Source organism: Antarcticimicrobium sediminis (assembly GCF_004348975.1).
In the GTDB taxonomy this organism is placed as follows: domain Bacteria; phylum Pseudomonadota; class Alphaproteobacteria; order Rhodobacterales; family Rhodobacteraceae; genus Antarcticimicrobium; species Antarcticimicrobium sediminis.
Map to the genome: position 1 here is coordinate 1 of NZ_SMFP01000019.1, position 22,454 is coordinate 22,454.

Sequence of the window (22,454 nt, forward strand, 5' to 3'; positions counted from 1 at the left end):
CCTGCTTGTGAAGATGGATCAGCATGGTCGCACCCCGTCCCGAATGTCCCTCAGAACCGATCCTGCCATGAAAAACGCGGATCGCCGAGGGTCTATGTGATCATCCGGGATGGAACAGTTAGGTGACCCATCCCGGATGATCACATAGACCCTCGGCGGACTGCGTTGTTCAGGGCAAGATCGATCTTGGGCGAGGTTCGGGACGGGAACAAGAGATGCTGATTTCTCTTCACAAGCAGGCCACGACGACACCGAAGATCCGGGCTGCGATTCAGGCAAGCGACGACCCGGCGTGGGTGGTGGCGGAGCGCTGCAGGATCTCGGAGCAGACCGCAGCAAGAGTAACAGAGCATATAGGGCTGTGGATGTCTGCTAACGCCGATCTGAGAACACTATCTCGCATGTACCGCGAATGCGGACTATCCGCGCGGACCAGGCGCGTGTTCGATATCGCAACCCTGTGGGTATACACGCGAACACCTATGCCCGGACCAACCATGCTGCCTCCACCACACGGCATAGGGAGGTCAGCGCGGCCAGGTCCATTGTGCTGTCAAAATGCCAGCGGCGACCACGCCGCAGGCGCAATTCGATGGCAGTCTGTGGCAACGTTTCGGTGCCAGAGGGCTGTAGCACAGGACCTTCGCTCTCGACCGAAATAACCATCGGGACGACGAGCGCCCCCGCATCAGGCGACCACGGACCAACAGGCGTGACAATCTCGAGCTTGTCCCCGTCACGCCAAAAGCGCCGACGCTCCAACCCAAGACGTTCACCGCGCATCGCAGCCCTCGCATAAGATACGTCGCAAGCGATGTCGCTAAACACCTGTCTTGGATCAAAGCCCAACCCTCAGGCCGGCGATGCCAATGGCGCGGTTCCGCTCATGTCATACCTGTGCTGACGCTGACCTGACGTGACCTGTCAGGCTTCTGTCAGGTTTGTTGGGTTACAAAGGCCGTGTGAAACATTTCATCACCCTCCTTCTTGTCTTGCTGGCCTGCCCGGCACTTAGCCAGCATGCGGGCGGCGGCTCGTCCGGACAAAACGGCGGCGCTGACCACGATCGGGCGCGCAGCGCCGTCGAGCGGAACGAGATTCTGTCGTTGAGACAGATATTCTTCGGCACTCAAGAGCAATATGGCGGACGCATCATCAAGGTCGAACTTGAAGAGAACCATGGCCTCTATGTCTATAAGCTGAAGCTTATCACGCCTCAGGGACGGATCGTTGAGCTTGAGGTCGATGCCGCGACCGGATTGCCCGTTGGCACCACCGAAAAAGATCGCGGCGAGGACAGCTGATGCGTGTACTCTCGGTTGAAGATGACCAGAGGATTGCGGCGGATCTGAAGACCGCGCTGGAGCCGGTCGGCTACCGCGTCGAGACGTGCACGAACGGGCTTGATGCCTGGTTCCTGGGCGACACCGAAGACTATGATCTCATCATTCTCGATCTCGGCCTGCCCCAGATGGACGGGTTGAGTGTCTTGAAAAAATGGCGTGCCAATGGCCGCGAGATGCCCGTCCTTGTGCTTACGGCGCGCGGTGCATGGACCGAACGGGTCGAGGGAATTGACGCTGGCGCTGACGATTACCTGCCAAAGCCGTTTCGCATGGAAGAACTTGTGGCCCGGACCCGCGCGCTGATCCGTCGTTCGGCGGGGCGCGCCTCGGCGTGCCAGAGCGTTGGCGATCTGACGCTCGACACCAACCGGATGAGCGCCTTGATCGGCGGCGTACCGCTTTCCATGACCGCGCTCGAATTTCGGCTGCTTTCCTATCTGATGCTGCATCGCGACCGGATCGTGCCGCCAACGGAACTGCTTGAACATCTTTATGGCGATGATGAGTCCCGTGAGGCGAATGCGCTCGAGGCGGTCATTGCGCGCTTGCGCCGCAAGCTTGGGTCCGGTGTGATCTGCACCCGACGCGGCTTTGGCTACTTTCTCAAAGGGGATTCAGCGTGAGGCGTCTCTCACTCCGGCTGCGACTGGCGCTTGTGGGCGCGCTCGCGGTGGTGGGGGCATTGGCCATTGCCTCCACTGCGCTGACGGCCCTCTTTGCGGCCCATGTTCAGCGCCGCGCGGAAGCTGAACTTTCTGTCCAGCTCGATCAGGTCGTGGCCGGACTGGGACGTGGCGCCGGTGGGGCGCTGGAGTTGCAAAATCCACCTGCGGACCCGCGCTTTGACCATCCGCTGAGCGGGCTCTACTGGCAAATCGAGCTCGACGGCGCGATCTTGCGCGCGCGTTCGCTTTGGGATCACGTTCTTCCGCTACCGCCCGATGACCTGCGCGACGGTCAGGTTCACATCCATAGTCTTCCCGATCAGGCGGGTGGCTCGCTCCTCACCCTTGAACGCAGCGTCACGCTGACGCCGTCGCTTGGAAGCCAACGGGTTCGCGCTGCGGTTGCGCTCACCACGGCAGATCTCAAACAGGCGCGCGCCGATTTTGTGCGCGATCTCATCCCTTATAACGTGATCCTCGCGATTGCTTTGATTTTGGCTGGCTGGGTTCAATTGTTCTTTGGGCTGCGCCCGCTTGCCGAAGTTGGCAAACGGGTTCTCGAAGTGCGATCTGGCCACCAGAAACGACTTGGCGACGGTTTTCCGAGGGAAGTCTTGCCGCTTGCCAACGCGGTAGACGCTTTGATCGACGCGCGCGACGCAGAACTTGAACGCGCAAGGCGGCGTGCTGGCGATCTTGCCCACGGGTTCAAGACCCCGTTGCAAGCCCTTTTGGGAGAGGCTGATCGCCTGCGAAAGAACGATCAAACCGAAGCTGCGCGCGCGATCGAGGAAATCGCGGATGCGATGCGCCGTCATGTGGATCGGGAACTGACACGCTCCCGGCTTGCAGGGGGCGCCACGACGGCAAGCTCCAATGTTGAGAGGATCGTGCAAAGGATCATTTCCGTCGTGAGCCGAACGCCTCTTGGGGCCGCCTTGACGTGGGATTTGAAGGTTCCGGACGCGCTCAACGTTGCCCTTGATCCAAATGATCTGACCGAGGCGCTTGGCGCCGTAATCGAAAACGCAAGTCACTACGCCAAAGAGCGCATCGAGATCCGCGCAATCGAGCGCGGTTCATCGGTCGAAATCGAGGTTCAGGATGATGGCCCCGGAATCGATGAAAACCGGATCGGGGAACTGCGCAAACGCGGGGCCCGCGTCGACGAGAGTGGTCATGGTTTGGGGTTTGCGATCTCAGCCGAGATCGCTGAAGCCGTCGGAGGAAGATTGACGGTTGTGAACACAAGCCCGGGTTTATGTGTCGCATTACATCTTCCGAAACCGGCGGGCTGTTTTCCTGCGAAGTGGGTGGGCAATTGCCGAGCCATGCGGCCAAAAGAATTTGGGATTAATTTGAAGAAAATCCCATATTTGGGGTGATAGGTTATGCCAAAATACAACTTTTAGTTGATTTTTGTGTGGAATATAATTTTTCCGTATTGCGAACTCGAAAGGAGAGTCGAATGAGAAAGTCTTCAATTATCGCGTTGAGTTGTCTTCTCGTGATGCCCGTCAACATGCTGGCGGCACAGGAGCTTATGTCTGATGCTCAGGATCTGTTTGAGCCCATTCCCGCAGAGCCGCCGGCGCTTGAGGGCAACGCATTGACCCCTGAGAAGGTCGAACTCGGAAAGATGCTCTACTTTGAGCCTCGGCTCTCTGAAAGTCACACGATCAGCTGCAACACCTGCCACCAGATTGGTATGGGTGGCGTCGACATGCTTGAGACATCGCGTGGTCACCGTTGGCAAGCTGGCGGACGAAACGCACCGACAGTGCTGAATTCCGTCTTCAACACCGCCCAGTTCTGGGATGGCCGCGCAGCCGACCTTGCCGAACAGGCCGGTGGGCCCATGGTGAATCCGGTCGAGATGGCGTCTACGACAACACATGTTGTCGAACAGCTGAAAGGTATTCCCGGCTATGACGCCTATTTCAAAAGCGCATTTCCCGATGATCCCGACCCAATCAATTTGCCAAACGCCGAAAAGGCTATCGCCGTTTTTGAAACGACTCTGATCACCCCGAACGCACCGTTCGACAAGTTTCTAAAAGGCGACGAAACTGCGCTGACAGATATGCAGAAGGAGGGGCTGCAGGCCTTTATGGATAACGGCTGCGCGACCTGCCACAACGGCGTCAATGTCGGCGGCAACATGTATCAACCGTTCGGCGTGGTCGAAAATCCGGGTGCGGAATTCCTGCCGCCGGATGACAAGGGGCGGTTCCAGGTCACCGCATCGGTGGATGACGAGTATGTCTTCAAGGTGCCGACCTTGCGCAATATTGCGCTCACGCCGCCTTATTTCCATACCGGTAAATCGTGGGATCTACATCAGGCCGTCGCTGTGATGGGATCAAGCCAGCTTGGTATCACCCTATCCGATGATGAGGTCGCAAAGATCACGGCCTTTCTCGACTCCCTGACGGGGGATCAACCACAAATCGTTTACCCGACCCTTCCGCCTTCGGTCGCCACCACGCCAAGGCCGATGCCGTAAGTTTTACGCATGCCCGGCGATTTAGCTGACCATTGACCTGAGCCCCAGGTTCTTCTTGCTTGCGAGGAGAGCTTGGGGCTGATTGCGGTTCATGACAATCGTTCGATCTCGTCGGCGATGAGTTCACAAAGGACGATCTTGGCGACGGCGGGGCTCAGCTCGCCGCGTTCGGGCAGCGGCGAGAGCGGGGGGGCGATCAGCACCATATCACAGAGCTTGTTCAACTCGGCAATGCGGCGGCCCGAGACCGCGACGCGATAGGCCCCGCGCTCGCCCGCGAGGGTGAGCATATGGCGGGTATGGGCGGTAAGTCCGGTTTCGGAAATGGTAACGAAGACCGAGCGCGTATCGAGGGCGCCCGCCACCTCGACGGTTTCGACAGGATCCTGAAAACTGCGCGCCACCAGCCCGAGCCAAGACAGGCGGTAGGCAAACATCCCGGCGATCATCCCGGAGAGCCCCGAGCCGAAGATATCCACATGACGTGCGGCCACCATCCGCTCGGCGACTTGGCGCAACTCATCGCGCTGGGGGGCGTCGATGACGGCGCGCACCGCCTCGGCTATGCGGGTGCCAAGATCGTGCGAGCGGGGATCAACATGGCCGCGATAGGCGATGTCAGAGGCCAGCGCGATCTTGAGATCGGGGAAGCTGTCAAAGCCGAGACGGCGGTAAAAGCGCACGATGCTGGCCTCGCCGCTGCCGCTGAGATCGGCCAATTCGGCCATCGAGGCGCGCACCGCAACTTCGGGCTCTCGCAGGATGAAATCGGCGATCCGCGCCAGGGCCTCGGGCAGGTCGCCACGGCTGGCCTCGATGCCGGTCAAGACGTTATGCCCGAACGGATGTTTCTCCTGCATGGGGTCTTCCTTTTCGAGGCGGGGCGCCCGCAGACGCCCCTGAGCCGTTCGCTTACATCCAATACGGGTTGGTCCAGGCCCGCTTGCCATCGGTTCCGAACACGATAACACGCAGCCATGGGCTGCCTTCAAGACCATCCAGCGGAATGGTGGCGTGGCTGATGCCTTGTTCAAAGCGATAGCTGTGCTGATAGCCTTGCCCGATCACCAGAATGCCGCTGGCCGGGCTGCATTCGACGGTAAGCCCCGCGCCGGTCATTTCCAGATTATGGATCGCGGGGCCTTGGGTGGAATAGAACCGGCCTTGTTTCAGCGCCTCGAGAATGGCTTCGGGGTTGCGGTCGGGGGCTTTCAGCTCGATCCAGCCGCCGCCGAAATCGGGGGTTTTGAAATGGGCGTCGTCGCAGGCATAGGTGAGCAGGCGGTGCCCCTTGTCGGCCAGACCGTCGAGCATATAGGCGCCGTCGCCCTTGTCGTGCATGACATGGCAGCCGTGATTATAGATCTCGACCGCGTCGGCATGTTCGACCAGAGTTTCAGCATCCTCCATTGAAAGCTGATACCAAGCCGGATGCGCGATGCCGACGAAGGCGCCCGCGTTATGGGCGCGCCGGGCGAGCGCCGGGCCGTCTTCTTCGGCAGAGGTCGGCGCAAAGTCGGCGGGCAGGCCGACGGCGACGAGATGCCACAATTCGCTCATCTCGGTGCGTGGCGCGTGCAGTTCGGCGCCGAGCAGGGGGGTAAACGTCTCGCTCCGAAGGGCCGAGATATCGGTAAGCGGGAAATCGAAGCCGGGCAGGAAATGATCCGTGAGCGACAGGAAGTCGTAGCCCGCCGCGCGATAGCGCAGCGCGACCTCCTCGGGCGGCAGGGCCCCGTCAGAGCGGTTGGAATGGGTGTGGATATTACCCTTCAGAAAGGGGCCGGGGGCAGAGAAGAGGGAAAAGTCAGTCATGCGTTTGGTTTCCTTGTGAGGGATTGGGGGTTGATCACGCCGCGGCGCGCAGGGCCGAGAGCAACGCAGGGGTGTTTGCGGCGACGCAACAGGCCCCGGCGGCGTGCAGGCGGTCGGCTTGATCCCACGCGACATGGCTGCCGCCGGTAAAGCCGATGGCGCGGGCCCCGGCGGCGATGGCGGCCTGAATGCCGGAAACATTGTCGTCGATCACGGTGCATTTTGCGATGTCGGCGCCCATGACACGGGCGGCGTGGAGAAAGAGATCGGGCGCGGGCTTGCCTTGGGTCACGTCCTCGGCGCTGAAGACGTTTTCTTGAAAGAACGCCCCCAGCCCGGTGGTGGCGAGCGTCACCGCGAGACGCCTGTGCGTGCTGTTGGAGGTGATGCAGCGGGGGCGGTCAATCTCGCAGAGCAGCGCCGCCATGCCATCGATCGGCCTAAGGTCGGCTTCGAAGCGTTGGAAAAGCAGGGCTTCATGCGCCTCGACGAAAGAGGCTGGCAGAGAGACACCATAGGAGGCGTGTACGAGCGCGAGGGCGTCTTTCATGCTCTTGCCGATGAAGATGTCGTTTGCCTCTTGCCAGCTCATCTCGATGTCATGCGTGGCCAGAAGATCGGCGGTGGTTTGCGCCGAGAGGGGCTCGCTGTCGACGAGCACACCGTCACAGTCGAAAAATATGGCGTCTTTCACGAAGGGTCTTTCTGTTTTCTGGCGGTGCCGACGGGGACGCCGGGCGCGAAAACCGGAGGCGGCGCGGGGACGCCTCCGGCAGGTGTGTCTGCGTGGAAATCAGCGGCCGATCAGGCTGTTGGTTTCGTCGGCCAGTTCTTCCAACCCGTCTTCGACGTCGAGATCGCCGGACATGACTTCGGCGATGATGTCGCGCTGGGTGCGCCAGATTTCGACGGCATTGGTGCCGGGATAACCGGCCCAGGGGGTGGCGCGGTCAAGTTGGCGCAGCGAGGTGGCCCAGTTCGGGTTGGCGGCATAGAAATCGCCTAGCAAATCCGGTGCCATGGCGAGCTTGTTGGTGGGCATGTAGCCAGAGCCAAGTACGGCCAGTTTCTGACCTTCGGGGCTGGCGGCGAACTTGATGTATTCCCAGGCGGCTGCCTGCTGCTCGGGATCTTGCGTGGTGATCAGGCCGCCATTGCCGCCGGTGGGCACCTTGCCAGAGTCCTTGTTGCTCACCGGGAAGATGTCTGTGCCGACGGTGAACTTGTCGCCGGCCAGCTCTTCGAAGGAGCGGGCGGAGTTGACCGATTGAATGGTGAATCCGGTCAGGCCGGCGGCGAACTGCTGACGGGCCTGTGAGAAATCCATCTGGACCATGCCGCCCTCGGTGACGAACCGACGGGCCAGCTCCAGCGCCGATTTTCCGACCTCGTTATCCCAGGCGACGCTCTGGCCGTCCTCGGCCATGAATGGTTTGCCCTGCTGCGAGATCAGCGCGCGCCAGAGCCAGTCGTCAGGCCAGGCGTCAACCGAATAGGACATGCCCGAGATGGTGTCGCCGAGCGCGTCGATCTTGCCGGCAAGCTCGATCCAGCCGTCCCATGTGTCGGGCAGGTTGGAGGCGTCGCCACCGGCTTGTTCGATCAGGTCCTTGTTGAAGAAGATGATCGGGGTCGAGGCGTTGAAGGGCAGGGCGTAAATTTGGCCTTCGACGGTGGTGAGGTTGATCATCGAGGGGGCGTGGTTCGCCGAGATCCAACCGTCGCCGCCTTCGGCGTCGATGAAGGGCTTGAGCGGGACATCAAGACCGCGGGCCTGAAGTTGGCGGATCAACTCGGGCAGGAGGTGATAGCCGGAGAAGACGATATCGGGCAGGTTGCCTGTCACGGCATCGCGCACCACGGCCTGATGCTCGGTGTCATAGCTTTCGGCGGCGGCGAGGAAGTTGACCTTGATATCGGGATGCTGCGCCATAAATGCCTCGGCCACGTCCTCGTGGAAATGGCGGTGCCCCGGCCAGGCGTGAAGCACGTCGATGGTCACTTCGGCTTGCGCGGCGAAAGCCCCGGCTGATAGGGTGGCTGCCAGAGCAGCTGTTCTGAGGTAGGTTCTCATGGATTTGTCCTCGGATTTTGGGGAGGTTCCCCAGGTTATGCGGCGGTGCCGCAGCTCATCTGCGGGGTGGGGGCCACCACCCCGCAGTCCACGCCGCCCCGGCCTTGCGGGAACGGCGAAATTTTTGGCGATCCTCACGTCACGCCCGTCCTTCACTTCACGCCCGTCATGGTGACGCCTCGGACGAACTGGCGCTGTGCCAGCATGAAGACGAGCATCAGCGGCGCGGTGAGGATCGTGGCGGTGGCCATCAAGGCCCCGTAATTCTCGCCGCTTTCCACATCGGCGAAGGTTGCCAGCCCCAGCGGCGGCGTCATCAGCTCGTTTGAGCGGATCACGATCAGGGGCCAGTAGAGGTCGTTCCAGTGGGTCGTAATCGAGAACACCGCAAAGGCGGCAATGGCAGGGATCGAACCGGGCACGACGATGCGCCACAGGATTGCCCATTCTGACAACCCGTCGAGCCGGGCGGCCTGAATGATCTCGTCAGGGTAGGATTTGAAACTTTGGCGGAACAGGAAGATGGCGAAGACCGAGAGGAAAAACGGCACCATGGCCGCGAAATAGCTATCGAGCAGGCCCAATGCGTTGAGCCCGAGGTAGAGCGGCAGCGCGGGGACCTGAATGGGCACCGTGAGCGCGAAGATCACAAGCGCTAGAAGCAGATTGCGACCGCGGAACTCGAACTTGGCCAGCGCATAGGCGCAGGGGATGGCGGTGAGGATTTGCATCACGAGAATGCCCAACGCGATGATCACGCCATTCTTCATGAAGGTGAGCACCGGCGAGGTGGTGATCGATTCAATATAATATTTCAGCCCGGTGAACTCCTGCGGCAACAGGTGGAATTCTGGCGTAAAGAGTTCGGAGGGAGACCGGAAGGATGTGACCAGCATCACGTAGAAGGGGAACAGGAACAACACCGCCAGCAGCAACAGGACCAGATGTGTGCCGATCTGGCCCCAAGGCAGGCGGCGACGAGAGGCGCGGCGGGGGGAAGCGCGATGGTTCGGAGCGGCGGCCATCAGTAATGCACCTTCTTGTCGAGAACCCATGTCTGGAGCAGGGCGAAAACCATGATGATCGCAAGGAAAACGACCGTCATCGCTGCCGCAGATCCCATGCGGAAATAGGAAAAGCCTTCGAGATATGTCGTGTAGAGCAGCACATCGGTGGAACCGCGGGGGCCGCCACGGGTGATCACCGCGACCGTATCGAACACCTTGAACGCTGTGATGGTCGAGGTGACGATGACGAAAAGCGTGGTCGGGCCCAGCAGTGGCAGGGTGACGGAAAAGAAGCGGTCGAGCGGTTCGCTCAGCCCGTCTACCTCTGCGGCGTCGTAGAGTTCGGAGGGGATCGCCGTGAGTCCGGCGGCAAAGAGCACCATGTTGAAGCCTGCGAGGCTCCAGATATTGATGATGGCCAGTCCCGTCAGGGCGAGATCGGGGTCGCTGAAAAAGTCGATCGCGGGCAGGCCGAGCGATTGCAGCACCAGGTTGAACGGCCCGATGGTGCCATGCAGCAGGTATTTCCACACCGTCGCCATGGCCACCACCGTCGCGGTGACCGGCAGGAAGAAGATCATCTGATAGATCTTGCGCCCGCGCCGCAGCCCGGTGGTCATGACCGCAAGCGCAAGGCCGAGCGCGACGCTTCCGGGGACGACGATGGCAACATAGACAAAGGTATTGCTCAGCGCGCGCCAGAAGGTCCGGTCATCGGCAAGATCAAGATAATTCTCGACCCCGATGAAGGCATAGCTCAGATCGCCAAAGCGGTAATTGGTCAGGCTCATCACCAGCATGACGGCGATCGGCAGCAACATCAGAAGACACAGCAGGATCATCGAGGGCGCCGCGAGGGCATAGGCGATCCAGCCGGGCAGTTCGGCCCCAAGCCGCTTGCGGCGGAGGGGGAGGGCGAACGCGCGGGGCGCGCCCGTCGTTTCAACCGACATGGCTCAGCCCCCGGTTGGTCGCCGCTGCAAGGCCGGGAAGGGCGACGCGTTTGCCATCGGGGCCGAAGGCCAGAAGATCGGCCGGGTGCAGGCTGGCTGTCAGCACGCCCCCGGGGGCGTCAAGGCGGGCAAAATCGGCCGCTGGAATCCGCGCTGTGACGCCGGCGCCGTCCGCAAGGACACGCAGGAACAGCAGCACGTCATGGCCGAGCCGCTCTGTGCGCTCGATGTGGCAGGAGAGATGGAGCATATCGGTTTGCGCTGCGCTTTCTGCGCTAAGCCGAACGGCTTCTGGGCGAAAGGCGATATGCAGCGGCCGTTGCAGCAACTGCCCTAGCCTTGTATTGCCGCCCTCCCATCCGGCCACGGTGTCGGAGGCCACGACATTGATCTCGGGCGAGCCGATGAAGCGGGCGACGCGAAGATCCTCGGGCGCTTCGTACAGCCCCTGTGGCGTACTGCACTGGATGATGGTGCCATCCATCATGACCGCCACGCGACTCGACATGGTCATCGCTTCGGTCTGATCGTGGGTGACATAGATGAAGGTGGCGCCGAGCCGACGGTGCAGGGCGGTGATCTCGGCGCGCATTGTGACACGGAGGCGGGCATCAAGATTGGAAAGCGGCTCGTCCATCAGGAACACCCGCGGATCGCGGATGATGGCGCGGGCCAGCGCGACGCGCTGGCGCTGCCCACCGGAAAGCGCCGCCGGTTTACGCTCGAGCAGGGGTCCGATCTCGACCAGATCCGCGACGCGGCGCACCTCGTCGGTGATCTCGCGCCGGGTTCGTGCCTGTCCCGGAAGCAGTCGACCAAGAGCGGGCAGGCGGGCCATGCGCGACAGGCGGCGCACCTTCAGCGGCGTCGCGACATTCTCGGCCACGCTCATATGCGGGTAGAGCGCATAGGACTGGAACACCATGGCGATATCGCGCTCTCGTGGCGGCAGATGATCTATGCTGGCACCGTCAATGTGCACTTCGCCGCTGGTTTGCGGCAGCAGCCCGGCGATAATGCGCAGGAGGGTGGATTTACCGCAGCCCGAGGGCCCCACCAACGTCATGAATTCCCCGGGCTTCACGTCCAGAGTTGCGGCGCGCAACGTGGTTGTCGCGCCATAGGTCTTCTCAATTCGGTCCAGTTCAACCCCGGCAGACATCATCCGCATCCTTTCGAAATACGGTGGTGATCTATTGGAGTTGTGCTTCACTTTTGTGAACTACTTGTGGAGCTTTTACTTCATGATCTCGGCAGGGCATTGCCGCAGACCACTTTTCATGACAGGCGCACAATGTGGGGTGCTTTGTCTAGGCGGAGTTCTGAAGTGGTCCTGCTGTTTCCAACAGGTATGCGGCTTATCAAAGATGCATCCGGGTTAAGTTTCATGCCGCAGGCCGTGCCGGTGAACTGCGATCCTTGATCCCCATCAGACGCCGAACCCGATGCCGCCCGGCATGGACCCCTTGAAAATGGTGGATTACACCCTCCACGGGCTCGCCCCGTGAGAGTATCACCAACGGTCACTAAAGCCCCTCCCTGAACAGAGCGCCCTTATAAACAAGGGTTCTTCAGAGAGAACGTCACTGCGCGAGACGCTGAAGGAGCTGTCTGGCGACCATCGCGCCTTGTAACTGCGGCCCAGCTGAGGCCGAAGAACAAAGTGACACCATTTCCCGGGGCGCCATTTTCTTTGAATGTGTCTGTCGCTGTGGCTATCGTTTCTTCAAGTCGCACGCGTCCTGATAGGCATACCATTTTGTCATTAGATCAGCCACATGACCTGCGACAGGTTTGAAGGGAACGCGCGCAAACGGCAGATCGTCAAATGCGGTTTCCGCATCGGGTTGGCGCAGTATCTTGCGGGCCAGCTTCATCCCGAAATACAGGCTGCGCGTCACGCCAGACCCGCAGTATCCCCCGGCCAGCCACACCCCGTCTTCATACCCGATGTGCGGGCTATGATCCGTCGTATAGGCCACATCGCCAGACCAGACATGGCTGAAGGCCACGTCTTTCAGTTGCGGGAACACGCGCGTGGCAGCGGTTTCAAAGGCTTTGCGCTGCTTGTCGGGGTCACCGCCCGGGCGGCCAATCCTGCCGCCAAAGATAAACCGTTTGCCGTCTGGCGTGGGTCTGAACCACATGAAAATGCGACCAGATTCACCAAAGGTCCGGCCTTTGGGAGTTAGCTGGCTGATGACGTCAGCGGGCAGCTCTTCGGTGGCGACGGCGGCCGTGCGGATCTGAACAACGCGGCGATTCATGGCAGGGGTGTGCCGGTCGGAATAGGCATTGGTCGCGACCACGACCTCGCTGGCCCGAATACTGCCCTCGGGGGTTCTGACCTGCGTCCCGGTGATGTCTTTGCGCAGGGCGGTGACCGGACAGTTGGTTATAATGCGCACGCCCGAGGCCACGGCGAGACGTGCAAGCGACAGCACCAGTTTGCGCGGGTGGATACCACCGTCCCGGTGATACACCACGCCGCCTTTGTAAAAGTCGCTGCCGATTTCGCTGCGCTGTTCGCTCTGCGGCACCATGTCGAACGGAAGGCCCAGATTCTTTCCCAGCCATTCACACTCGCGTGCCGTGCTCTCATAATCGCCACGGGTTCGCGCGCCTCTGAAACGGCCTTGCATTTTCAGATCACAGGCAAGGTCTTCGCGTTTCACGAACTCTTCGAAAAAGTCGAGGGCCAGCAGCCCTTCGCGCAAAATGCCCAGCGTTTTCTGTTCGCCATAGCGCGCCAGCAGACCCGCAGAGCCGAGCTTGTGAAAACTGGGCCCAACCATGCCCCCGTTGCGAGAGGAGGCTCCGGCCCCGATGCCGCCGGCATCAAAAACGGTCACATCGCGTCCCGCGCGGGCAAGGTGCAGAGCCACGGACAGGCCGGTGAACCCCGCCCCGATCACCGCAATGTCCGTCTTTTCGGGCAGGGCCGGTTTTTCGGGGGAATAGGTGGGGATCGTTTCCCAGAAAATTTGCTCAGCGGTCATTTCTTCAGTCCCTAAGGGTCCAGTTGTCGCGATTTCGAGCCGTGGGAAAACGGTCTTGCAGACCCAATTCTTCGATCCGTTGGATGCTTGCTTCGAACAGGCCGCGCTTGATCGGGATTCCGTCGGGGGCCAGCGCGACCTCGCGCAGGTTTTCTGCACGGTCCGCATAGGCATCCACAAGTTTACGCAGGTCTTCGATCGCGGTTTGTTCCGACATGTCGACGCGCAGATCCATGGCATCAATCCCGTGCTCGCCGGTGACGCGCACGCCGGCCGAACGCAGGGGCCCTTGGATTTCTCCTCCGGCATCGCGGCCCGCCTCCAAGGCGCGCATCAGGCGCTCCCCAAGCGGCAAGTCGGAGTTTGCGGTAAAGGCATCGGCCATTTTGCGGGTGACCTGATCATTCGCCAGAATATTCCCCAGCGCGAGGCAGTCCTTGTCGATGCTATGGGTAAAGATCGAATACATGCGGCGGCCATGGTAGACAGAGGCCTGTCCCGTGGCATCCAATGCGCCGACTTGGCGCCATTCAATGTCATTGGTCGAATTGCAAACCTCGGACACGGTTTCATCCGCGCGTTTGCCTGCCGCCAAAAGGGATATGCCAAGATCGCCCAACCGGCTGTCAGTACGGTGCTGCGATAGCATCGCGCCTTTGCCATGGGCCAGTCGGACACAGCGCGCGCCGACAGCCAGATCCGATGTCGTGATGGCGGCCCCGAAAGCCCCTGTGCGCTCGCATCGGCCAATAATTGAAAAGGTCACTCGGGTACTCCTGTTCGTCAGCAGATGTCAGTTGAAGGCAGGGGGACGCCACGATCCTCGGCGCCAAACCTTTGCCACATGGCGTCGGTCGCGGCCTGTGCCTCTTGCACGGCGGCGCGTTCATCGATCGTGACAAGTTTGCGGTCGCGCATCAGGAAATGCCCGTCAACCATCGTGTCGGTGACCGTGCCCGGATGACCGTAATGCACAATGTTGGAGATCGCGGACACCCGCGGGGACAGCGCGGGCGTCATCAGATCGAACATGGCCAGATCGGCTTTCATGCCCACGGCAATGCTGCCGATGCCGGAGTGATCCAGCGCCTTTGCCGCGTTCACGGTGGCATAGTTGAACACCTGCTGCGGTGTCGGCGTGACGGATCGTTGATAGGCCCCGCGATGCAGCGTCAGACCCATTTTCATGGCGTGGAACATATCCTCGGTCATGTTGTCCGTGCCCAATACGATCTTTACCTTGTGATCAAGGATCGCGCGCATCGGTAGCGGGTGCGGCCCTTTGGCCGACATTGACGCCGGGCAATGCGCCAGCCACGTTCCCGTTTCAGCCAGTCGGGCCACGTCGCTTTCGTTGCAAAACGTCCAATGCACGGCCAGCAGGTCATCGCCAAGGAAGTTGTTGCGGTCCAGATACTCGGTCGAGGTGCAACCATGCAGGCTTTCAACCTGTTCCTTTTCGCTGATGATCTGGCTGAGATGAACCGTGCGGCGCAGCCCGTGCCGCCGGGCCAGATCCGTCAGCTGGCCCAACATCCAAGGGCTGCAATTGTCAGGCGCATGGGCGGAAATCATGACCCGCACGCGGTCGTCCTCCGCGCCGTGAAACCGCTCGATCAGGGCGCGGGTGCGGGTCAGGAATGTTTCCCCGAATTCGCGGTCAAACCGGTATTTCCCGCTGCCCACTTCGGTGGTGACGGCATCGGCGCAGCTTTCTGCCAGCCACAGGCGCATCCCTGTTGCAATCATCGCCGGCGCGTAATCGGCAACATGGCGCAGCGGATCAACCATCGTGGTCGTGCCGGACCGGATCGCCTCGGCGCAGGCAAGCCGCGCGATTGCGGCACGTTCTTGCGGTTCCAGAAGGTAGGAGGCCGGCACCATGTATTGGTAGACAAGGTTGCCCTCGATATCCTCTACCGTGCCGCGCAGCACCAGCAAGACCGCATGGGTATGCGCATTTATCAGACCGGGCGATACCAGCTTGTCCGACATGTCCAAGGGCTCGAACCCGTCGAAATCCGTGCCCGAAAGGCTGTCGGAAATGGCGATGATCCGGCTGCCATCAATGGCGATATGCCCTTTGCAGACCTCGGGCAGGCCGCTTTCATGAGAGATATACTGCGCGTTCTTAAGTAAAGTGCGGCTCATTTTTTGCGCATCACTCCGATGGCTGTTGCGGCAAGCGTGATAACGACAAGCACGGTTGCGACGGCGGCGATTGTCGGGTCGATATTGTCCTGAATGCCTTCCCAGATCATTTTGGGCAGGGTGCTGACCCGGCGCACGGTAATGAACAGGACACCGACGATTTCATCAAAGCTGACGATAAAGGCGAAGATGAATCCGGTCGCGATCCCCGGTTTGGCGGCGGGCACGACAACGGCCCATACGGTTTGCAGGACCGACGCCCCAAGGCTGCGCGCGGCGCGGGGAATATTGCGGTCAAGATTGGTCAGGGCCGCGAAGACAGAGATCGACACATAGGGAAGGGCCAGCAGCGTATGCGCAAGGATGACGCCCATATTGGTGTCGATCAGCCCCAGAACGACCCAGAAACGGTAGAACCCAAGGGATTGCACCACGGGGGGCACCAGGATCGGCGTGATCAGCACCCAACGGGCAATGGAGGAGGCGCGATCGGACAGGAACCAGCAGCCAATGGCAAAAGCCGTGCCAAGAACCGTGGCGCATGTCGCCACGACCAGACCGATCCAGATGCTGGTCCAGGTGGCACCAAGCCATGCCGCGTCGGTAAAATAGTTCACATAGTGCTGGATCGACAGGCCGTGTTTGGGCAAACCGATATAGCTGGTGTCGGTAAAGGAAATCGGGAGCACCACCAGCAAGGGCAGAACCAAAAAGGCGATGACCACCCACGCGCCGGTCTGAAAGAAAATCTGAAAGGTGGAACGGGGCATCATTTACGCTCCAGCAGGGCGGCGCGCAGGTTGACGAACCGCGCCGCGATCAAAAGGACAAGGGCCGTTGCAACCAGCAGGCCGACCGACAGGGCAGAGCCAAGCCCCCAGTTCAGGAATTCCTGAATCTGGTAGGTGATGTATTCGGAGATCATCAGTACACGGCCGCCGCCCAGCAAGGCTGGCGTCACGAAAAAACCAAGCGACAAGACAAAGACAAGCAGCGCGCCGGACATCACGCCGGGCATCGTCTGGGGAAAATAGACTTGGCGGAATGCGGTCCATTCGCCTGCGCCCAAACTGCGGGCGGCCAGCACATAAGCGCCGGAGATACCGCGCATATTGGTCAGCATGGGAAGGATCGCAAAGGGCAACATGACGTGGATCATCGCGATCAACACGCCCAACTCGTTGTGCATCAGCCGCAAGGGCGACTCTATAAGCCCTGCGCCCTTCAGTGCGTCATTCACGATCCCGGACCGGCCCAGCAACACGATCCAGCTGAACGACCGGATCAGAACCGAGACCCAGAACGGCAGGATGACAAGGGCCACCATCAGCGGTGTCAGCCGCGAGGAGTAATTGCTGATGGCATAGGCCACGATATAGCCCAAAAACAGGCAGCCGATCGTGGTGATCGCAGCCACCCGAAAGGTGATGACAAAACTGGTCTTCACGGCGTTGGACCCAGCCATGGCGACAAAGTTCGTCAGTCCCGTTTCGGGTTCGGTAAAGGCGATTTTCCAGATGCCAAGAACCGGGACTATGTAGAAAATCACCATGATGGCCAAAGCTGGAACAACCAGCATCCAGTAACTGACCTTTTCGTTCATTCTCGGCATCTCGGCTCCTGACAAAATCGGACGGGCCAGCGGCTATCACTGGCCCGCCAAAGGTCGCTTAGTTGATCAGCGCATCCACATAGAGTTCTTCTGCGGCAATCTGGTTCTTGGCGTACCATTCATCGTTATACAGAATCTGGGTCGCCAGATTCTCGGGGCTGGATGGGTTCCAAGGTGCCAATTCGGCAGGGACCAGGGCAGCGGCCTCGGGGTTGATCGGGCCAGACCCGATCATCTCAAGCCATTTGACCTGAAGCTCGGGTTTCTGCGCATGCGCGATAAGCTTCATGGTTTCTTCGGTTCCGGCGGGATTGCCCTTGGGGACAACCCAGATCCCCGGTGCGATGACACCGCCGTTGAAGCTTACGTTGAACGAGCCCGTCTCCATTTGGTCCTTCAGCAGATGCGCGCGGGTGGACCAGATGTTGCCGATCGCAACCTCTTCTTGCAGGAACAGGTTTTGGCTGTCGCTGCCCGAGCCCCAAACAATGATGTTTTCGCGCAATTCGCGGAACTTGGCGATTGCGGCCTTGATGCCATCTTCAGTACCAAGCGCCTCGTAGACTTCGTTCAGCGGCACACCGCGCGCCATTGTGGCGCTCTCAAGCTGACCGCGCACCGATTTACGGAAGGTCCGCATGCCGGGGAAATCCTTGACGTTCCAGACATCTTCCCAAGATTGCGGAACGGCGCCGCCCAAAAGCTTAGGGTTGGTCGCCAGAACATAGGAATACACATAGTTGCCGACGCCATTGTTATAGGCGGTGCCTTCGAGAACCTTGGATTTGTCGACGATGGAATAGTCGATCGGCTGCGTGATGCCCTGCTGTTCAAGAATGATCGCCGAACCCGCGCCGCTGTCGCACAGATCCCAAACAACTGCGCCGCTTTCGACCATCGCACGGATTTTTCCTGCTGAGGGGCCGGACCCGTCAACAATAACCGGAATGCCGGTTTCGGCTGTATAGGTATCGCAAATCACCTCTTGCAGCACGTCTTTTGCCGTGCCGCCCCAGTTGACGACGATGATCTCTTTGGCTTGGGCGGTGGCCTTTGTGCCCAGTGCGGGCAGAATGCCCAAGGCGCCCATTGCCGCGATAAAACCGCGCCGTGTCAGGCGGCCCTGTTTGTACCGCTCGACCGCAATATCTGCGATGTCACGTTTGGCTTCAAAATCTGTTGTGTCTTGCATGGTGGTGCTCCTTGTTGGTGGGGGATCGGGGTCTTTGCCCCTTGTTAATCTTCTGACAAAACGACGGGGGCGTCGGGGTCCCACCCGATGCTGACGGCAAGGCCGGCAACTGGGGTGATGTCGGTTTTCCAGGTCGGGCAAGAAATCAGCATCTCGCCCAGCGTCTCGTGTTTCACGATGACCTGACAACGCTCGCCCAAATAGCTGACCTGCTTTACAACTGCGGGCAGGAACTCCTCGCCGGGGGCGCCAAGCTTCAGCCGCTCGGGACGCAGCGCAAGTTTGACGTCGGAGCCGGCAGCATTGTGCGTGTCGGTTTCGACGTTAAAGGCGACCCCTTTGGCGGCGCACTGCAACGTGGTTCCGGTCTGCGCGCCAACCGTGACGTCGATAAAGTTCGACTTGCCTAGAAAATCGGCAACGAATTTGTTGCGGGGGCGATTGTAAAGCGTATTGGGATCGCCCTGTTGCTGGATGCTTCCGTCTTTCAGGATGATGATCCGGTCGGACATCGACAACGCTTCGTCCTGATCGTGGGTCACGTAGATGAACGTCACACCCAATTGATTGTGCAGTGCTTTCAGCTCCCACTGCAAATCGGCGCGAAGCTTCTTGTCGAGGGCTGACAAGGGCTCGTCCAGCAACAGGACCTGCGGGCTGAATGACATGGCGCGTGCCAGCGCGATGCGCTGCTGCTGGCCGCCGGAAAGCTGCGATGGCATGCGATCCGCGAAGGCCCCCATTTGCACCATTTCAAGCGCGTCATTTACCTTTTTCTGAATCTCGGCTGCCGGTTTTTTGCGCACCTTCAGCGGAAAGCCCACATTTTCCCGCACCGTCATGGTCGGGAACAGGGCATACCCCTGAAAAACCATACCGAAATCGCGATGTTCCGGCGGGCGGTTGGTTATGTCCTCGGACCGCAACGTCAGGCTGCCGCCATCCATTTTGATGAAGCCGGCAATCGCACTGAGCAGGGTGGTCTTTCCAGATCCCGAAGGGCCCAACAGGGTCAGAAACTCACCTTCGGCGACATCGAGGTTCACCTGATCCAATGCGCGTATGCTGCCGTAAGTTTTAACTGCATCATTGATCGAGAGAATAGGTGAAGTCATCTGGTCAACATATCCGTTCTGCACAGCTTCAAGACCCGGTTGGATCTCGTTCCCAGCGAAAGGGAACACGGCAGAAAGCGTTTATGAAATAAAAAAGATACCCTCGTGTATATTCTGGAGTTATACCATTTGGGCTAGGTCAGGTCGGGTGCGCCTTCGTTTTTCAGGAAAGCAGACAGGTAATCCTGAAATTGCATCGCCAGATTTGACGTCGGAAAAAGTTTGGACGTGATGCCGTGCATCGTTATCGGCAGAACGGGTTTGGTGGGCCGTATCGCGATCGACGTGGTCTGCTGTCCGATCAAGGCAAAGCTGTCGACCAGCGCAACACCCAGACCGCTGCGCACCATCTCCAGTGCTGTCGCCGTGTGGCGGACCTCGCAAAAGAAGCGCCGCTCCAACCCTCGGTCGGAAAAGACATTGTCGATGACCTGGCCAAGCGGTGTGAGCGCGGCATAGGAAATGTGGTTGACGTGGTTCAGGTCGGTGACCGAGATGCGATCCAGCAGCGCCAGTTCGTGATCGGGGGGGCAGATGCACATCAATTGACCATCCCCGATTTGACGCACATAGACCGCGGGCAGACGGGGCGGGGTGATGGAAAGCCCCAGATCCGCGCGCCCACTGCCCAGCCGTCGGGTGATTTCATCAACGCCTCCCAGCTCGATCGAAAGCTGCAGCTTGGGGCGGGTTTTCATGAACAGCCCCAGCACGCGCGGCAGGATGCTGTGACCAATCGACGGGGTTGCGACGATGCTCAGGCGTCCCATCGTGCCGCCTTTCAGTTCGCCGATGATGTTGTCGATCCGTTTTTGCTGCATGAACAGATGTTGTGCTTCCTGCGCGATGTGCAGGGCCTCTTTGGTTGGAGTCAGGCGCCCGTGTTCGCGTTTGAACAGGGCAAAGCCGATGGCATCTTCGGTGTGTCGAATCATATTGCTGATCGCGGGCTGGCTGACATTCAGCAGCTGTGCCGCGCGCGCGGTTGTGCCCACTTCTATCACGGTCGAAAGAACCTCGAGCTGGCGCGCGCTGATCATATGTATAACTTTCTATTATTCGGGAGGGTTCAGAAATTATTTCACAATGATGGTTTGGCTGTCTAGCAAAAAGAAAACCGGTCTTCGCAGGAGAGTTTCGTGAGCAGGAAAGAGATTTTTGCGGTCGCACAACTGGGGCCGATACACCTTGCCGATACCAGAGCGGCCGTCGTGGCGCGCCTAATCGACATGCTGCGCGAGGCCCATGGGCGGGGCGCGCGCTGGGTCACCTTTCCCGAACTGGCGCTCACGACATTTTTTCCGCGTTACATCTACGAGACACCGGAAGAATACGACGTCTTCTTTGAAGAAGGTCTGCCTTCGCCGGCGATGATCCCGCTTTTTGATCTCGCCAAGGACTTGGGCGTGGGATTCTATCTGGGATATGCCGAAAAGGTGACCGAACAAGGGGTCGTCCGGCGTTTCAACACTTCGGTTCTTGTCGGTCCCGACGGCGCAATTTTGGGCAAGTATCGCAAGATTCATCTGCCCGGCACCAAAGACCCGATTGGCGATCTGGAATTCGAACACCTTGAAAAACGTTATTTCGAGGTGGGCGATCTGGGCTTTCCCACCTTCGCCACACCCTCGGGGCGTTTTGGCATGTGTATCTGCAATGACAGGCGTTGGCCTGAAACCTTCCGGGTAATGGCCTTGCGCGGGGCCGAGGTTTTCATGCTGGGTTATAATACGCCGACCCGAAACATTCACCATCCCGAAGCGGCCCACTTGCGAGAGTTCCATAATCGGCTCAGCCTTGAATCGGCCGCCTACCAGAATGGCGCTTGGGTCATGGCCGCCGCGAAATGCGGGTCCGAGGATGGGTTCGCGATGATTGGCGGCTCTGCCATCGTGGCGCCGACAGGGGAAGTCGTCGCGCGTGCGATTTCGGAAGAGGACGAGGTCATCACCCATAATTGCGACCTGGATCTGGGGAAATATATCCGCCGCTCGGTCTTTGATTTCGCCCGCCATCGCAGGATTGAACATTACGGGCCAATCACGGAACAAACGGGGGTGGAGATTCCGGAATGACATATTCACTGGCTGGAAGAGACCCGGAAACGGGCGATATCGGCTTCGCCGTGACAACCTCTTCGGTTTGCGTCGGCGCCCGTGTGGGGGCGGTGACCGATGGGTGCGTGGTGTTTTCACAAGCGCGCACCGACCCTCGTTTGCACCCGGTGGGGTTGCGAAAGTGGGAAGAGACGGGCGATGCGGGCCAAGTCTTGGATGCGATGAAAACTGCTGCAACCGCATTGCATTGGCGGCAATTGGGCGTGTTTCCGGCAACCGGTGAACCGCTGCACTTCACCGGGTCTTCCTGTCTGGATTCGGCGGGCGGTTTGGTCGGGAAGGAGTGTCTGGCGCTGGGGAACTTTCTTGGATCTGACGCTGTTTTGCCAGCTATGGTGCAGGGATTTGAGACGGCCTCGGGCCATCTTGCGACACGGCTGATGGCGGGAATGCTGGCAGGCGAGGCCGCCGGCAGCGAAAGGGATCCGCTGCAATCCGCGACCGTTGTCGTGCTTGGTGCGGATCATTTGAAAGACGTCGATCTGCGGATGGATTCCTCGACAACGCCGCTTCAGGATTTGATGGACCTTCTGGTGGCCTGGCTTCCGAAAGCACCGGCTTATCGCGTCCGTGCGATTGATCCCGATGCGGCTGAAATGTCCAGCAAGATCGAACACTAAATCAGGAGACCTGACGCCCGAACGGGCTGTCTGACGACCTGAAACTTCGCGATTTTGGCGGGGCGATTTTTCGCCGCTTTTCCCGGAAAATCCGCGCCGCAACGCGTTTTCGCCTCGCCTCCTCGCAGGATTTGGCTCTGTTCCGTCGCGCCCGTGCCTTGTCGCAACTCCTGAGAGGCGGCGATGGCGTGCAATGCGATGCGGGCCGACCGGTTGGCGCGTCTGAAGCCGTATTTCTCTTCGCGCTCAAAAGTTTCTTCGTGCTCGCGCGCATTCAAACCC

The 22,454-nt window shown here is 60.0% G+C and carries 23 protein-coding genes and 1 pseudogene; 7 read left to right on the forward strand and 17 right to left on the reverse strand.

What is annotated here, in order from left to right; genetic code table 11:
- Window positions 1-215: 215 nt before the first annotated feature.
- Window positions 216-332, forward strand: a pseudogene (locus E1B25_RS22865) (IS481 family transposase); the annotation flags it as partial.
- A 148-nt stretch (window positions 333-480) separates the two neighbouring features.
- Here E1B25_RS22865 and E1B25_RS22255 read toward each other — a convergent pair.
- The gene (locus E1B25_RS22255) at window positions 481-783 is read right to left on the reverse strand and encodes a hypothetical protein (protein WP_165937694.1); all 303 of its coding nucleotides are present in this window, start codon (window positions 781-783) and stop codon (window positions 481-483) included.
- A 179-nt stretch (window positions 784-962) separates the two neighbouring features.
- Between E1B25_RS22255 and E1B25_RS19350 the strand changes: the two genes are divergently transcribed.
- The 4 genes from E1B25_RS19350 to E1B25_RS19365 all read left to right on the forward strand — a co-directional run bounded on the left by E1B25_RS19350 (window position 963) and on the right by E1B25_RS19365 (window position 4,517).
- Entirely contained in the window at window positions 963-1,304 is a 342-nt protein-coding gene (locus E1B25_RS19350) for a PepSY domain-containing protein (RefSeq protein WP_165937695.1), read from the forward strand.
- Window positions 1,304-1,969: a response regulator transcription factor gene (locus tag E1B25_RS19355; protein ID WP_132831231.1), complete on the forward strand. Its 666-nt coding sequence runs from the start codon at window positions 1,304-1,306 to the stop codon at window positions 1,967-1,969. Before E1B25_RS19350 ends, E1B25_RS19355 begins: the two co-directional genes overlap by 1 nt.
- The gene (locus tag E1B25_RS19360; protein ID WP_132831232.1) at window positions 1,966-3,396 is read left to right on the forward strand and encodes a sensor histidine kinase; all 1,431 of its coding nucleotides are present in this window, start codon (window positions 1,966-1,968) and stop codon (window positions 3,394-3,396) included. Before E1B25_RS19355 ends, E1B25_RS19360 begins: the two co-directional genes overlap by 4 nt.
- An 83-nt stretch (window positions 3,397-3,479) precedes the next feature.
- Window positions 3,480-4,517 (forward strand): cytochrome-c peroxidase, encoded by a 1,038-nt coding sequence (locus E1B25_RS19365; RefSeq protein WP_132831233.1) that lies wholly within the window; start codon window positions 3,480-3,482, stop codon window positions 4,515-4,517.
- A gap of 89 nt (window positions 4,518-4,606) precedes the next feature.
- Here the strand turns inward: E1B25_RS19365 and E1B25_RS19370 are convergent, their stop codons facing one another.
- The 15 genes from E1B25_RS19370 to E1B25_RS19440 all read right to left on the reverse strand — a co-directional run bounded on the left by E1B25_RS19370 (window position 4,607) and on the right by E1B25_RS19440 (window position 20,475).
- The gene (locus tag E1B25_RS19370) at window positions 4,607-5,377 is read right to left on the reverse strand and encodes a MurR/RpiR family transcriptional regulator (RefSeq protein WP_165937696.1); all 771 of its coding nucleotides are present in this window, start codon (window positions 5,375-5,377) and stop codon (window positions 4,607-4,609) included.
- 52 nt (window positions 5,378-5,429) lie between these two features.
- A complete protein-coding gene (locus E1B25_RS19375) occupies window positions 5,430-6,332 on the reverse strand; it encodes a CehA/McbA family metallohydrolase (protein ID WP_132831235.1) in 903 nt (300 codons plus the stop codon).
- A 34-nt stretch (window positions 6,333-6,366) separates the two neighbouring features.
- Window positions 6,367-7,026, reverse strand: a complete 660-nt coding sequence (locus E1B25_RS19380) for an HAD family hydrolase (RefSeq protein WP_132831236.1) — start codon at window positions 7,024-7,026, stop codon at window positions 6,367-6,369.
- 99 nt (window positions 7,027-7,125) lie between these two features.
- A complete protein-coding gene (locus E1B25_RS19385) occupies window positions 7,126-8,406 on the reverse strand; it encodes an ABC transporter substrate-binding protein (protein WP_132831237.1) in 1,281 nt (426 codons plus the stop codon).
- Window positions 8,407-8,558: 152 nt separating this feature from the next.
- Window positions 8,559-9,431, reverse strand: coding sequence for a carbohydrate ABC transporter permease (locus E1B25_RS19390; protein WP_132831238.1), 873 nt, complete (start codon window positions 9,429-9,431; stop codon window positions 8,559-8,561).
- Complete coding sequence (locus E1B25_RS19395) at window positions 9,431-10,366, reverse strand: carbohydrate ABC transporter permease (RefSeq protein WP_132831239.1); 936 nt, start codon at window positions 10,364-10,366, stop codon at window positions 9,431-9,433. Before E1B25_RS19395 ends, E1B25_RS19390 begins: the two co-directional genes overlap by 1 nt.
- Complete coding sequence (locus E1B25_RS19400; protein ID WP_132831240.1) at window positions 10,356-11,528, reverse strand: ABC transporter ATP-binding protein; 1,173 nt, start codon at window positions 11,526-11,528, stop codon at window positions 10,356-10,358. The genes E1B25_RS19395 and E1B25_RS19400 overlap by 11 nt, the downstream gene beginning before the upstream one ends.
- A gap of 553 nt (window positions 11,529-12,081) precedes the next feature.
- Complete coding sequence (locus E1B25_RS19405) at window positions 12,082-13,365, reverse strand: NAD(P)/FAD-dependent oxidoreductase (protein WP_165937697.1); 1,284 nt, start codon at window positions 13,363-13,365, stop codon at window positions 12,082-12,084.
- Between the two features lie 4 nt (window positions 13,366-13,369).
- On the reverse strand, window positions 13,370-14,131 hold the full coding sequence (locus E1B25_RS19410; RefSeq protein ID WP_165937698.1) for a DUF1028 domain-containing protein: 762 nt from the start codon (window positions 14,129-14,131) through the stop codon (window positions 13,370-13,372).
- Between the two features lie 17 nt (window positions 14,132-14,148).
- A complete protein-coding gene (locus tag E1B25_RS19415; RefSeq protein ID WP_132831242.1) occupies window positions 14,149-15,516 on the reverse strand; it encodes an amidohydrolase family protein in 1,368 nt (455 codons plus the stop codon).
- The gene (locus E1B25_RS19420) at window positions 15,513-16,286 is read right to left on the reverse strand and encodes an ABC transporter permease (RefSeq protein ID WP_132831243.1); all 774 of its coding nucleotides are present in this window, start codon (window positions 16,284-16,286) and stop codon (window positions 15,513-15,515) included. The genes E1B25_RS19415 and E1B25_RS19420 overlap by 4 nt, the downstream gene beginning before the upstream one ends.
- The gene (locus tag E1B25_RS19425) at window positions 16,286-17,128 is read right to left on the reverse strand and encodes an ABC transporter permease (protein WP_132831244.1); all 843 of its coding nucleotides are present in this window, start codon (window positions 17,126-17,128) and stop codon (window positions 16,286-16,288) included. Before E1B25_RS19425 ends, E1B25_RS19420 begins: the two co-directional genes overlap by 1 nt.
- A 58-nt stretch (window positions 17,129-17,186) precedes the next feature.
- The gene (locus tag E1B25_RS19430; RefSeq protein WP_132831245.1) at window positions 17,187-18,320 is read right to left on the reverse strand and encodes an extracellular solute-binding protein; all 1,134 of its coding nucleotides are present in this window, start codon (window positions 18,318-18,320) and stop codon (window positions 17,187-17,189) included.
- 44 nt (window positions 18,321-18,364) lie between these two features.
- Window positions 18,365-19,504, reverse strand: a complete 1,140-nt coding sequence (locus tag E1B25_RS19435; protein WP_245510786.1) for an ABC transporter ATP-binding protein — start codon at window positions 19,502-19,504, stop codon at window positions 18,365-18,367.
- Between the two features lie 65 nt (window positions 19,505-19,569).
- Complete coding sequence (locus tag E1B25_RS19440) at window positions 19,570-20,475, reverse strand: LysR family transcriptional regulator (protein WP_132831246.1); 906 nt, start codon at window positions 20,473-20,475, stop codon at window positions 19,570-19,572.
- Window positions 20,476-20,574: 99 nt separating this feature from the next.
- Between E1B25_RS19440 and E1B25_RS19445 the strand changes: the two genes are divergently transcribed.
- Window positions 20,575-21,510 carry an N-carbamoyl-D-amino-acid hydrolase gene (locus E1B25_RS19445; protein WP_206338594.1) on the forward strand — a complete coding sequence of 312 codons (936 nt, stop codon included), beginning with the start codon at window positions 20,575-20,577 and terminating at the stop codon, window positions 21,508-21,510.
- Entirely contained in the window at window positions 21,507-22,172 is a 666-nt protein-coding gene (locus E1B25_RS19450; protein WP_132831247.1) for a DUF1028 domain-containing protein, read from the forward strand. Before E1B25_RS19445 ends, E1B25_RS19450 begins: the two co-directional genes overlap by 4 nt.
- Here E1B25_RS19450 and E1B25_RS19455 read toward each other — a convergent pair.
- Complete coding sequence (locus tag E1B25_RS19455) at window positions 22,169-22,450, reverse strand: hypothetical protein (protein ID WP_132831248.1); 282 nt, start codon at window positions 22,448-22,450, stop codon at window positions 22,169-22,171. The two genes, E1B25_RS19450 and E1B25_RS19455, sit on opposite strands and share 4 nt — an antisense overlap.
- Between the last annotated feature and the right edge of the window lie 4 nt (window positions 22,451-22,454).